Genomic DNA, 13,697 nt, shown 5'->3' on the forward strand with positions numbered 1-13,697 from the left:
GTGTTTTTTTTATTCTTATTCGATAAGAACTCTATCTTTTATTATTACCATCACAATAAATTGCTTATAAAGCAACCAAGATCTTCTTCGTTTTAACAAATCCTTTTATAATAATTAATGTGACATAGATCACATTACGTGATCATTTTTAGGTTCATCTTATTAAGCATGAACTCCAACAAATTATGAGTAACTTATTATGAGCATTAAAATTACAGCACGCGGTTTTGAACTTCCTGACTACCTAGAACAACATATTAAAGAAGCATTCTTTAAGTTTGATAAATTCAAAATTGCCTTTCAAAGCAAAGATGTATTCATGAAACTTGAAGAAGGTCGTAACTTTACTGTTGAGATTGCAACTAAGTCTAACTTAGGAAAAATCGATGCCTCAGGTGAAGCAAAAGAGCTTATTGATGCATTTAACGAAGCATTTGATCGTTTAGAGCGTCAAATCATTAAACATAAAGAAAAACCACAAGCTCACCTAAGTGAAAAAGCACAAAAAGAAAAAGAACACTTAATTAAAGAAGAAGACGAAACACTAGCAAAGCTATAATTTGTCTTTGATATTAAGAGCAGGCACTGAATTCTCACCCACTATTTCAGTGACTGCTTTTCAATATAAATACCATATTCCTCATGTCTTACTCCGTTATATACCTTCCTTCAATATTTTTCGTGTTAAAATAGTAAAACACTCCAAATAAAAGATCTCTAAATGAAAATTCTAGTTCGTAACCTTTCTCGTAGCACCACTGAAATCCAAATCCGTAAAGTTTTTGAAGAATTTGGTAAAGTGGGAAACTGTAACCTTGTTTTAGATGCAATTACAGGTAAGTCAAAAGGCTTTGCTTTCGTAGAAATGGACGATGAGGAACAAGCAGTCCGTGCGATGAAAGCTTTAAATGAAACAATGGTAGACAAAAGTCGTATCCGTGTAAAAACAGCACAGTAATCAATCTATCTAACAGGGCAATACATTGCCCTGTTAGTCAACTTTATGCTGACTATTTTTATTATCCTTTACTCTATAGCTATTATCTTTATAAGTAATATTTAATGCGAAATTACTTAAAATTAAACCAATAAATATAAAGTTATACATTGCATGTAATATCACCAAGGCTTTCGCATCATGTCCGATTGGTGCCATGTGCCCATACCCTATTGTTGTCGCCGTAATAAAACTAAAATATATTGCATCAAAATTTGATACTAGATTACTCACTCCACCTGTCGCTTTATATAACACAGCAAAACCAAAGCAGACTTCGATATAATTAATAACTAACATTAAAAATGATCGTTTTTTAGATATTGGCGGGCTATAAATATCTGAAAGAAAAATGATACTTAATAAATAAAGCAACGTTTCTAATAGTAAATAAGATATAAATAAAATAGCGAATGGTGATGATTCAAGGTTAAAATTAAAAATCAATATCGGTGTTATTAATTTAAGAATAACATAAATTTCAGAACATATTTTTCTTGCTAATAAACCAAACTTACCAGAGATATGTCGAATATATAGTCCAGGAAAAATATATGATGATAGAACGAGAAAAAGTTTGAATAGTCTTTCTATGCCAAATGTATTTTCTTTTTCGTCATTCCAGACTTGTTTTAGATGATCATTTTGATTTTTTATCGCAGGTTTTACGTAGCGAAAATCAGTACTCCATTGGCTTAAAAATAACTTCTTAATAAATGCCATGGATTTCATCCTTCTTATTTCATCAAAACCGTTAAACCAAGTGGCGTCAGCACTGTAACACTTATTACTTACTACTTTGTATTTAACCGATACAAAGCCTGATCTCTATTCCATTATCAAGACAAATAAAAAAGCCTAAACACTGTTTAGGCTTTATGTGTTGCGTTTTAACCCACGATCTGACGAACTTTCTCCAGATCTTCTGGCGTATCTACACCCGCTGGAGGTGCATCAATCGCCACATCAACATGGATTTTTTCACCGTACCAAAGCACGCGTAGTTGCTCTAGAGACTCAATCTGCTCGAGTGCACTTGGTTCCCAATTAATATAGGTTTTGATAAACCCTGCGCGGTACGCATAAATACCAATATGACGAAGTAAATTATGATGCACAATTCGTGGCTGTTTCGCAAAGTTATCACGATCCCATGGAATGGATGCACGACTAAAATACAATGCATAACCATCTTTATCCGTAACAACTTTTACAGCATTTGGATTAAACACTTCATCATGGTGATCAATTTCAACGGCTAGTGTTGCCATAGGTGCGTCTTTATGCGCAATATTATCAGCAACTTGGCGGATAATAGTGTCAGGAATAAGTGGCTCATCCCCTTGCACATTAACAACAATATGATCATCCGATAGTTGATATTTTTCAACCACTTCGGCTAAACGCTCGGTGCCAGATTCATGATCTGTGCGTGTTAAACACACCTCACCACCAAAACCTTTTACCACATCAACAATGCGTTGATCATCCGTTGCAACAATCACTTGATCGGCACCGGACTTCATCGCTTGCTCGTAAACCCACTGCACCATTGGCTTACCTGCAATATCTGCCAACGGTTTACCCGGTAAACGTGTAGATTGATAGCGCGCAGGAATAATAACGGTAAATGTCATTATTTAACCTCGTCAGAGCTTAACGTACGTGCTTCTGGTTCAAGTAAAACTGGAATGCCATCTTTAATAGGATAAGCTAAACGATCAAATTTACATACCAGCTCATTATTTTCTTTATCGTAACTCAACTTGCCTTTACATACAGGACAAGCAACGATTTCAAGCAGACGATGATCCATACGTTTCCTTTACCTCAATGATCTTATTAATAATGTCTGTTGCCTGAGGCTGAGCGATATCTGCATTAACTGGTAAATACCACCAGTTATCTTCAGCAAACGCATAGCACTTCACGGCATCTTTTTCAGTCATTACTAAATGCTGCCCTTGATGGGCTAACTCTAACAATGTTTGTTTTTCAAATACTTGATGATCAGCAAAAGGCTGACATAAAACAGGGGTTACGCCTAATTGATTTAGGGTAGAAAAAAAGCGAGGAGGATGACCAATACCCGCAATAGCTACGATATCTTTTAAGTCACGTATCAAGCAACGCTCACCTGTTTTTACGTTAATTAAATCAGTTGGGACTAATGTCATTGATGCTTCATTTACTTGCGCTGAACCACCGTTACAAATAAGAAAATCAACGTTATTTAAACGCTCACAGGTTTCTCGTAATGGTCCCAATGGCAATAAATGCTCATTACCAAAACGACGTTGACCATCAATCACAACAATTTCAATATCACGATCCAATGCATAATGTTGAAGACCGTCATCCGTGATGATCACATCTACATGGTGATCTAATAGCATCTTCACCGCTTCACTGCGTTTAGGCGCAACAGCAACGGGGGCGTTCGTTCTTCGTTGAATGAGTACGGGCTCATCACCTGCAATATCAGTACTAGTTGTCGCTTCAACATAATATGGATAATGCGGCGCTTTACCACCATAACCACGAGAAACAACACCCGGTTTTAACCCTTGCGCTTGTAGTTGTTCCACCAGCCACACTACAACAGGCGTTTTACCATTGCCACCCGCAGTAATATTGCCAACCACAACAACAGGTACAGGCGCGCTATACGCTTGTTTTTTACCAGTAGAATATTGTCGTCTTTTATGTTGGCTAATCACCCCAAATAAAAAACTTAAAGGTTTAAATACAGGCCAAAGCAGAATGTAAAGTAACAGCATCCCCCCTTTCGGCGGATGCTGAAACCACATTTTTTCAATAAAGGATGCCATTAGTCACCAAACTGAATTCGGTGAAGTTGTGCATATGCACCATCATGACCAATTAGCTCTGAGTGTGTACCGCGTTCAACAATTTCACCATCATCTACCACTAGGATTTGATCGGCATTTTCAATCGTTGATAAACGGTGAGCAATTACCAGTACCGTTCTGTCTTTTTGAAGTTCATCTAAGGCACTTTGAATTGCGCGCTCAGATTCAGTATCAAGTGCTGATGTCGCTTCATCAAGAATTAACACAGGCGCATCACGTAACAGTGCACGAGCAATCGCAAGACGTTGACGTTGACCGCCCGATAAACTAACACCGTTTTCGCCAATAATCGTATCTAAACCATTATCCATGCCTTTGATAAAGTCCATCGCATAAGCAAGTTCTGCAGCGCGCTCAATGTCTTCACGACTGTATGCACCCTCACTTGCATAAGCAATATTATTTGCAATAGTGTCGTTAAATAAATGTACATTTTGCGAAACAACCGCAACTTGGTTACGAAGATTCGCAAGTTTGTAATCTCGAATTTCAACCGCATCAAGATTTATTTCACCTGACTCAATGTCATAGAAACGTGTCAACAAGTTTGCAATGGTACTTTTACCCGAACCCGAACGACCTACTAATGCTAATGTTTTACCTGCTGGTATGCTAAAGCTCACATCACGCAACGCTGGTGTGTCCTTTGTAGGATAAGTAAAGGTTACATTCTTAACCTCAACATCACCCTTCACACGTTTAACTTCAACTGTACCATTGTCTTTTTCAGTTTCTAAATCCATTAATTCAAACAAGGTATTACAGGCAGCCATACCACGTTGGAACTGAGAGGTAACACTTGTAAGCGCTTTTAATGGACGCATCAAGCCGAACATGGAACCAAATATGACTGCAAAAGTACCTGGTGTTAGTTCCGCTCGTAAAGATGGCGTATTAGCCAAAATTAATACAACGACAAGAGCTAAAGACGCAATGACCTGTATAACGGGATTTGAAATAGCCTGAGCAGAAACAAGCTTCATGGTCTGGCGACGCATTTGATTACTCACATTATCAAAGCGCTCTTTTTCTACTTGTTGACCACCGTAACTTAATACGACTTTGTGACCTTTCAGCATTTGCTCAGCAGATGACGTCACTGATCCCATCGCCTCCTGCATATTCCGTGAAATTTTACGAAAACGCTTTGATACAATACGAATACTGATTGCTACAACAGGAGCGATCACGATTAAAATTGCGGATAGTTCCCAACTATTCCAGAACATCAATACCATTAGGCCAATAATAGATGCACCTTCTCGTACAATACTTACTAATGCACTACTGGTAGCTGACGCAACTTGCTCTGAATCGTAAGTAATACGAGATAACAATGCGCCTGAAGATTCTTTATCGAAAAATGAAACAGGCATTTTCATGAAGTGTTGGAATAACTGACGTCGTAAGTTCATTACAACGTTGCCCGATACCCAAGATAAGCAGTAAGTTGCTACAAAACCACTTGCGCCACGCAATATCATTAAGCCAATTAAATAGATTGGCATCATTGCAAGGAAGTTAGAGTCAATTTTGTCTAATCCACCAAAGCTTTCATCAAGCAGTGGCTTGATCATTGAAACCAATAAGGTATCACCAATCGCATTGATGATAAGAGCGATCACTGCAACGCCAAGGCCTGCTTTATAAATGCTAATGTAGGGCCATAAACGCTTGTAAGTTTCGCTTGATGATTTTTCTGTTAATTGAGTCATGAAAACCAATTTATTACTAATACAGTTTTTATATTCTACCCTTAACTTTCCTCTCTACCAAATTTGTATCTCATCCTTTTGAAAAATTTATCTTTAGCGCAAAAAAAAAGCAGTAAAAAGCGTTCTTTACCCAAGCTATAAACACCCTGATTGAAAAAGCGACACTTATAACAAACTAGGACGATACCACTGTGTGGCTTTGTGTTGTCGCTCAGTAGTAACTTGGTAGTTTTGTTCGTTAATAGTAACGCTTATCTGTCCCGCGTTTCCCGTTAATAACCATTCAATCCCTCGATCCTGATACCTTGCTTGAATACTTTTTGCTGGCAAATTCCACGCATTATAAAAGCTAGTTGAAGCTATCGCTAATGAGGGCTTTATCGTGTCAATAAAGGTATGCGTTGATGAGGTTTTACTACCATGATGAGGAACTAGCACAATATCAGCATTTAGTGTCGGTGCACTTTTTAACATCATCAACTCGGCAATCGCATCAATATCACCGGTTAATAAAACGGATGGGCCTTGAAGATCACTGTTTTGAACATGGATAACGCAAGAATGAGGATTTCTAGCATAAGATACTCGCTGTAAAGGCCACTGTATGGTAAATGTTAAACCCTGCCAATGCCATGCTTGGCCCTTCTGACATGGCAAATAACCCTGTTCAAAGTTACTGCTGTACTTATATTGCGGTGATAACTTTTCAGTTAAAAGTGTTTTTCCACCCGCATGATCACTATCATCATGACTGATAATTAGAAAATCTAATTGTTTTATACCTAGCTGTGCCAGAATCGGTAAAATAGTGGTTTCAGCAACCGCTCTATCCTCCCATCGATTACCAGTATCATATAACACAGCCTTATTATTTTTAATAATCAGCACCGCTAACCCATGTCCAACATCGAGTACCAACATTTTCCAATGCGGCTTTACTGGCTCTTTGATAAACCAGCAAAATGTAATTACCACCACTGAGATATATAGCCACTTGAATGAAGATAAAGGCAATAACATCAATGCTACAAAAACGATGACAACTCCCCAAAGTAAAGGTGTTAGGTTCACTGATAATGGATACCACGCACCTTCCAACCATTGGATCCCTTCAATGATAGGAATTAAAGACCAGTCAGCACATTGCCAAAGCAATGATGATACAGGTGGAAACCATAACGTGAGCAGTGCTAATAATACTAAAGGTACCGTGATGGTACTGACCAAAGGAACGGCAACTATATTTGCAATAGGAGCTGCCAGCGATATTCCACCGAACCATAACCATTGTATGGGTAACATTAGTACTAATAACCAAAGTTGAATTTTTGCTAATTGAAGTAAAAACACTTTGAGGTTATTGCTCGATATCGAGTTATAAAATACCACTCTTCCAGTAAAGTAACGCTGGCTTAGGGTAAATAATATTAAAACACCAACGGCATAAAACGATAGCCAGAAAGAAGCACTATAAATGGAGAATGGGTCAATAAATAAACTTAGTGCTAATGCAGTCAATAATAGTTGCCAATGCCGCCAATACACATCCGTTGTTGTCAAGATCCCAAGAAATATACACATAATTAATGCACGTATGGTCGGCGTAGTGAAACCACTTAACCATGCATAGGAAAATGCGATACATAATCCTGTCATCATCGGTAACCAGATAAAGTAGCTCTTTTGAGGTAAGAAGAGCTTACACTTTTGGCCTATTTGCCACCCAAGTAACATGGCAAGTGCTATGTGTAATCCTGAAATAGCTAACAAATGAGCCGTTCCACTGTCTCTTAAATGAAGCCAATCTACTTTCGTTAACCCACTTCGGTCACCAAACGCTAATGCTAATAGATAAGCTTTATTCGGCATATTTTCGACATAACTTAACGCCTTATCATAGAGTCGCTGTCGCCAAGTTATTCTTGATGGTAGCAATAATGGCAGCGATGATAATCGATGACGCACCACTGCCTTACCATGAACATTTCGACTCACAGCATATCGTTCGGCATCAAACCCAGCTTGATTTACACGTCCAACAATTCGACTTAACTTAACAGGTAAGTGCCAAATTTGACCTTGTTTTAATGTTGGCGCATCAGGCCAGATCAGCAATAACTTATGAGATGCATCCAAAACAGGATTATTAGGCGAAGAATCAAAGGTACCAACACAGGTGGTTTCTGAAATAAATCTGGAAAGAGATGATTGATAAGGCTTGGAAGCCTTTTCCAGAAAAACAGATTTCTAGGGCTGTTTTTCCTAAAAATTGAGTCTTTATAATACCAGTTTCCAGAAAATAGTCACTTCCCAAAGGTGAGATTTATTTGGGCTTTAACCTATTAGATACACTCTATAATTCAATTGTGATAGAGGTTCTTACACTATGAGAAACAGATAACAGGTACTAATGTTTAGCATACTAAACTCGTTTTTGGACAAAAACTACTTAGATTATTTGCTCCATTTCGTTTAGCAGGAATTAGAAAAAGTATGGGTAATCTGATGTTAGATTTCTCAGTATCAGATTTCCAATATTTACTGATATAAGGAGGTCTGGGCTTGTCCAACACTTCGGATAGGTGTCGGCTGCGCGACACTTATCCTTATTTGTTATGTACGTGCTAATTGAGGTACTTTTGCCAATGTTGCTGCCCTTTCAAAACTACTCTGTAATCTTCGTAGTCCAATGAGCTGTAGAGCTTTTTAGCTACAACGTTATCATCACCGACCTCTAATGTGATTTTGAGGTAATTATTATCACGACAATACTGTTCGATACCATTAAGTTGCGCCTTGCCAACGCCTTTACCACGAAAGTTGTCCGACACCATAAAATCATGGATATTCATTACTCTTTGCGCACGATAAGTAGAGAACGATTCAAAACAAACCGCAAAACCAGCAGGTTTATTGTCGACAAAACTGATAAATCCGTGGAAATAAGACAACGCAAATAGCTGAACAATTACAGAGAAGTCTAATTCAACTGAGAATCCAGATAGATACTCTTTGAACAGAGTCTCGAATATACTTTTGTCCTCAATACTTTCTGTTTCGATACGCCTGATTGTGATTTCCATATCTATTTCCACCAAAGCATATATCAACGCCCAATTAAGGTGTGAAGCACGCGACCACGACACCTAATTTGACCACCGTAAACACTGAGCTCAACCTAAACCAAAAATGCCAAGCGTTGCGAATCACTCTTAAATGCTTTGTTAGCCCTTTATTGAACGAACGAACTCATGTTTAGAGCTATTAATTCGGGCTCCAGTAAGGTAAAAATTGCCGCTTCCCACTAACCAAAACACCTTATCAACTTCGTAGGGAAGCACGCCAATTCGTGCACAATATGATACTACATCTTTGAATATCGTATAGTCTTCTGTAGAGGACGTAATTCCAAGCTCGAAAGCTATATCATTAATGTGAGTATCTGGTTTAATGAATTGTGGAGAGACATTTTCTTTTAGGAAATCACAAGCTAAAGCGAAGCCAAAACCAAATATTTCTTTCGACAGCAGAAGTGGTAGCGCTAGCTTTGATTGTTCATTTGTTAGGAACCCTTGAACAAATTCATCAAACTCTTCAACAGTTTTATATCTAGCAATAAACTCAGCTATCGAGATGATTGATTTACAATATATCACCCAGTGACTCTTATTGTTCGACTTCACCATTCGTCCAGGTGGGTTATATTCACTAGCAACAATTTCATCAAAAAGAGCCTCCCAATCATCATATTTTGAATTTACCTTCATATGGTCAAACCCAAAAAGAATCGGTGACAATTTTTCAAGATCACCAATACTGTTTGGCATGCCTTGCCTATTTTGAGCATGCAAAAGAAATGCTTTAAATAAACATGATACGAGTTTGGCTTTCTGTGCTTCCATTCATTCAGATGGGCGTCAAGCATGTCACTAGTTACCAAATCAAACGACAATAGATACGCTCGTGCTTCATTGTAATATTCTAATTCTTCCACTATCGTCTCCTAAGAGGGCTAACGCCCAATTAAGGTGTGAACCACGCGGCCACTGCACTCAAATTGAACTCCGTAAACACTGAATTAAACCCAAACCCAAAATGCCAAGTGTGGTAAATCACTCTTAAATTGCTTGTTATGTATCACCGGCGATACCAGAGTTTCTCTGGCTTTTGGCCTAACTGCCAATCAATATAGTCTTGCGGAGGTCGATCTATATCGATGATATGTTCTAGGCCAAAAGGAATTTCCACACCAAACCCCAGATATACATTTTCATCATTCGGTTCAACGCAACAAGGTTGGAAATCCAATATGCCGATAAACTTATCGCCGACAATTTCAGATACGATTAAGTACCCTCGCTCAGATTCAATGTGAATTTCACCACCTTCATCTTCACACTCGATTTCCAAAATGATTTTAGCTGCATCCCCAACTTTCAGTGCTTTCCTTTTGTTTAAGGAAGGAATCCAAAAAGTATCAGGATGATCTCTATGGCATGCTTCTCCGTTTCGAAGCTGCCAGAAATCATATTTAAAGTTGGCTAATTCCATAAATCCTCATGTGAGACATAACAATATATTAATAAGCATTCTTACTTACGCGCAAAAATATACCCATAAAATACCTTTACCATACTCGATATAATCACTACATATTATGAACTTACTGGCAATTTATTACATTTACAGATTTAAAAGAGGGTGTAAAAAGTAAGAAATGTATTTGATCAGTCTTATTAAATACAAACTGAAATATTAAATGATATAATTTTCAATTGGTTATGATTTCACTTCTATTTTTAACAAGAAATATTTCTTATTAAAAACAGAACTCAAACGATAAAATCACCACGTTTCATTATAACTGTTGATATACACAGTAAATAAAACTAATCCAAAACCACATTAACACGATATGAATGAGTATTTGATCTAACAAACAATGGGGCAGATATGAGCTAGCCAAGAGAGCTAGCTCGTTGTTGGACAAAACTTTGTTAGATAGCCAGCTCTATTCAGGCTGGTTGGTATTAGGAAAAGTATTGGTAACTTCTTCACAAAGTACCTTTAGGGTACAAAAACACCGCCACTGTGGGCGGTCATTTAACAATAAAGCTATTTATGCGTACTGGCCGTAAAAATTTAACGTCGTTCTATTTTGACATTATCATCAAATACATTATCTCCAAATTCCGTCACTGAATCAGAGATGGTCACGTTTGTTAATTTATTATACAAAAACGCCGCTTCTCCAATTTTCGTCACTGAATCAGGGATGGTTACGCTGGTTAATTGATTCAGCATAAACGCCATATTTCCAATTTCCGTCACTGAATCAGGAATGGTTACGCTGGTTAATTTATTAACCGAAAACGCCCTACTTCCAATTTTCTCTACTGAATCAGGGATGGTCACGCTGGTTAAATTATTAACCCCAAACGCCTTATATCCAATTTCCGTCACCGAGTTAGGGATAGTCACGCTAGTTAATTCATTATTATCAAACGCCAAATCTCCAATTTTCTCCACTGAATCAGGAATGGTTACGCTGGTTAAGTCATTACTATAAAACGCCTCATTTCCAATTTCGGTCACTGAGTTAGGGATGGTTACATCTTTTTTTATACCACCATATGAGACGATTATCTTCTTGTTCACTGTTCCATTAGTATTCCTAGAAAAAACAAAACCATCTGAGGGTAAATTATTTATCTTTGTAAGTTTATTATCATTAAACGCCCCACCTCCAATTTCCGTCACTGAGTCAGGGATGGTTACGCTGGTTAATTCATTATGCGCAAAAGCATCTCCAATTTTCTTCACTGAGTTGGGGATGGTCACGCTGGTTAATCCATTATGCGCAAAAGCATCATCTCCAATTTTCTTCACTGAGTTGGGGATAGTTACGCTGGTTAATGTATTAGACTCAAACGCCATACTTCCAATTTCCGTCACTGAATCAGGAATGGTTACGCTGGTTAAGTCATTATAAAAAAACGCCATACTTCCAATTTTCTTCACTGAGTTGGGGATGGTTACGCTGGTTAATTGATTAAACGAAAACGCCCCTTTTCCAATTTTCTCTGCTGAATCAGGAATAATTACGTTTTTCTCTTTACCGACATAATTAACAATTATCGTTTTATCATAAGAGCCATCTGGGTTTTTCGCATAAACAAACCCTTCAGTAGCGGCATAAGTCTGAGGACAGATGAATAAAAAAGAAGTTATCAAAAATAGATATTTTAACATTCGTGAACACTTTAAGTAATGATTATGCACAGATCATATATCATGAAAGACTTGGGCAATAATTTGCCCGAAAGTAGCTGTATTTAACTTAATTGATCTAAAGCGATCCGATACAGATACGCGGTAATGTCCAGATACTAAAAAACCGCCTCGATGGGCGGTCATTTATCAGTAAATCTATATATGCGTACTGGGAGTGAAAACTTAACGTCGTTCTATTTTGACACTATAATTAAATGCCTCATATCCAATGTACGTCACGGAATTAGGGATGGTCACGCTGGTTAATTTATTATTTCTAAACGCCCCAGTTCCAATTTTCGTCACCGAATCAGGGATGGTCACGTTGGTTAATTGATTTTTACAAAATGCATAAGCTCCAATTTTCGTCACCGAATCAGGGATGGTCACGCTGGTTAATTGATTTCCCAAAAACGCCCCAGTTCCAATTTTCGTTACTGAATTAGGTATGGTTACGCTGGTTAATTGATTATCCTTAAACGCCTCAGATCCAATTTCCGTCACTGAATCAGGAATGGTGACACTGGTTAATTGATTTCCCGCAAACGCCCCTGTTTCAATGACCTTCACAGAATCAGGAATGGTTACACTGTTTAATTGATTTCTCGTAAACGCCCAATCTCCAATTTCGGTCACTGAATCAGGAATGGTGACGCTGGTTAATTTATTCATCTCAAACGCCACATCTCCAATTTCGGTCACTGAATCAGGAATGATTACGCTGGTTAATTGATTTCCAAAAAACGCCTCATCTCCAATTTCGGTCACTGAATCAGGGATGGTTACGCTGGTTAATTGATTTCTCATAAACGCCCCATCTCCAATTTCGGTCACTGAATCAGGAATGGTTACGCTGGTTAATTGATTTCTCATAAACGCCCTTTCTCCAATTTCGGTCACTGAATCAGGAATGGTGACGCTGGTTAATTGATTTCCCAAAAACGCCCTTTCTCCAATTTCGGTCACTGAATTGGGGATGGTCACATCTTTTTTTATACCGCCATATGAGACGATTATCTTCTTGTTCACTGTTCCATCAGTATTCCTAGAAAAAACAAAACCATCTGAAGGTAAATTATTTATCTTTGTAAGTTTATTATCATTAAACGCCCCACCTCCAATTTTCGTCACTGAATCAGGAATGGTGACGCTGGTTAATTGATTTCCCAAAAACGCCAACTCACCAATTTCTGTCACTGAATCAGGAATAATTACGTTTTTCTCTTTACCGACATAATTAACAATGATCGTTTTATCATAAGAGCCATCTGGTTTTTTTGCATACTCTAACCCCTCAGTTCCAAGATGATTCTGACAGCCAAGTAACAAAAAAGAAGTTATCAAAAATAGATATTTTAACATTCGTGAACACTTTAAATATTGATTATCCACAAATCATATATCATGAAAGACTTGGGCAATAATTTGCCCGAAAGTAGCAGTATTTAACATATTTGATCTAAAACGATCCGATACGCGGTTAGTTGCGATCATATTTTCGGGAGAAATCCCTCCTTACTGCAAAGCCGCTTTTAATGCTCTTAATAGGGTTTCAAAGGGATACCCTTTGAAACCCTATTAAGAGCATTAAAAAACCGCCTCAATGGGCGGTCATTTAACAGTAATTCTATTTATGCGTACAGGGAGTGAAAACTTAACGTCGTTCTATTTTGACATTAACATCAAATGCCAAAAATCCAATTTTCGTCACTGAATCAGGGATGGTTACGCTAGTTAAGTCATTATAAAAAAACGCCCCACCTCCAATTTCTGTCACTGAGTCAGGGATGGTCACGCTGGTTAATTTATTTTCAGAAAACGCCCCTTGTTCAATTTTCG

Annotated in this window: 14 protein-coding genes; 2 read left to right on the forward strand and 12 right to left on the reverse strand. The window is 37.9% G+C overall.

Features of this window, described 5'->3' with window-relative positions; all coding sequences use genetic code 11:
• Positions 1-199 precede the first annotated feature (199 nt).
• Both hpf and CTN01_RS22310 read left to right on the forward strand, forming a co-directional pair.
• Positions 200-559: a ribosome hibernation-promoting factor, HPF/YfiA family gene (hpf, locus tag CTN01_RS22305; RefSeq protein WP_045083004.1), complete on the forward strand. Its 360-nt coding sequence runs from the start codon at positions 200-202 to the stop codon at positions 557-559.
• A gap of 162 nt (positions 560-721) precedes the next feature.
• Positions 722-958, forward strand: coding sequence for an RNA recognition motif domain-containing protein (locus tag CTN01_RS22310; RefSeq protein WP_045147920.1), 237 nt, complete (start codon positions 722-724; stop codon positions 956-958).
• Between the two features lie 33 nt (positions 959-991).
• Here the strand turns inward: CTN01_RS22310 and CTN01_RS22315 are convergent, their stop codons facing one another.
• The 12 genes from CTN01_RS22315 to CTN01_RS22375 form a co-directional block, all read right to left on the reverse strand.
• Positions 992-1,720 (reverse strand): potassium channel family protein, encoded by a 729-nt coding sequence (locus CTN01_RS22315; protein WP_045147922.1) that lies wholly within the window; start codon positions 1,718-1,720, stop codon positions 992-994.
• A 167-nt stretch (positions 1,721-1,887) separates the two neighbouring features.
• Complete coding sequence (gene kdsB / locus CTN01_RS22320; protein WP_045129578.1) at positions 1,888-2,634, reverse strand: 3-deoxy-manno-octulosonate cytidylyltransferase; 747 nt, start codon at positions 2,632-2,634, stop codon at positions 1,888-1,890.
• Positions 2,634-2,813, reverse strand: coding sequence for a Trm112 family protein (locus tag CTN01_RS22325; RefSeq protein ID WP_005367142.1), 180 nt, complete (start codon positions 2,811-2,813; stop codon positions 2,634-2,636). Before CTN01_RS22325 ends, kdsB begins: the two co-directional genes overlap by 1 nt.
• Positions 2,794-3,828, reverse strand: a complete 1,035-nt coding sequence (gene lpxK / locus CTN01_RS22330) for a tetraacyldisaccharide 4'-kinase (RefSeq protein ID WP_045147923.1) — start codon at positions 3,826-3,828, stop codon at positions 2,794-2,796. Before lpxK ends, CTN01_RS22325 begins: the two co-directional genes overlap by 20 nt.
• A complete protein-coding gene (gene msbA / locus CTN01_RS22335; RefSeq protein WP_045147925.1) occupies positions 3,828-5,585 on the reverse strand; it encodes a lipid A ABC transporter ATP-binding protein/permease MsbA in 1,758 nt (585 codons plus the stop codon). Before msbA ends, lpxK begins: the two co-directional genes overlap by 1 nt.
• Before the next feature lie 165 nt (positions 5,586-5,750).
• Positions 5,751-7,820 carry a DNA internalization-related competence protein ComEC/Rec2 gene (locus CTN01_RS22340; RefSeq protein ID WP_341844118.1) on the reverse strand — a complete coding sequence of 690 codons (2,070 nt, stop codon included), beginning with the start codon at positions 7,818-7,820 and terminating at the stop codon, positions 5,751-5,753.
• Positions 7,821-8,209: 389 nt separating this feature from the next.
• A complete protein-coding gene (locus CTN01_RS22345; protein WP_045147926.1) occupies positions 8,210-8,668 on the reverse strand; it encodes a GNAT family N-acetyltransferase in 459 nt (152 codons plus the stop codon).
• A gap of 141 nt (positions 8,669-8,809) precedes the next feature.
• Complete coding sequence (locus CTN01_RS22355; protein ID WP_045147927.1) at positions 8,810-9,487, reverse strand: hypothetical protein; 678 nt, start codon at positions 9,485-9,487, stop codon at positions 8,810-8,812.
• Positions 9,488-9,722: 235 nt separating this feature from the next.
• Positions 9,723-10,136 (reverse strand): hypothetical protein, encoded by a 414-nt coding sequence (locus tag CTN01_RS22360; RefSeq protein ID WP_045147928.1) that lies wholly within the window; start codon positions 10,134-10,136, stop codon positions 9,723-9,725.
• Positions 10,137-10,727: 591 nt separating this feature from the next.
• The gene (locus CTN01_RS22365) at positions 10,728-11,837 is read right to left on the reverse strand and encodes a leucine-rich repeat domain-containing protein (RefSeq protein ID WP_107188482.1); all 1,110 of its coding nucleotides are present in this window, start codon (positions 11,835-11,837) and stop codon (positions 10,728-10,730) included.
• Positions 11,838-12,041: 204 nt separating this feature from the next.
• Positions 12,042-13,220 carry a leucine-rich repeat domain-containing protein gene (locus CTN01_RS22370; RefSeq protein ID WP_107188481.1) on the reverse strand — a complete coding sequence of 393 codons (1,179 nt, stop codon included), beginning with the start codon at positions 13,218-13,220 and terminating at the stop codon, positions 12,042-12,044.
• 292 nt (positions 13,221-13,512) lie between these two features.
• Positions 13,513-13,697: leucine-rich repeat protein (locus tag CTN01_RS22375; protein WP_146150443.1), on the reverse strand; the 185-nt coding region annotated here is incomplete at its 5' end.

Origin of the sequence: Photobacterium angustum, from assembly GCF_003026365.1 — a bacterium.
Classification (GTDB): Bacteria; Pseudomonadota; Gammaproteobacteria; order Enterobacterales; family Vibrionaceae; genus Photobacterium; species Photobacterium angustum.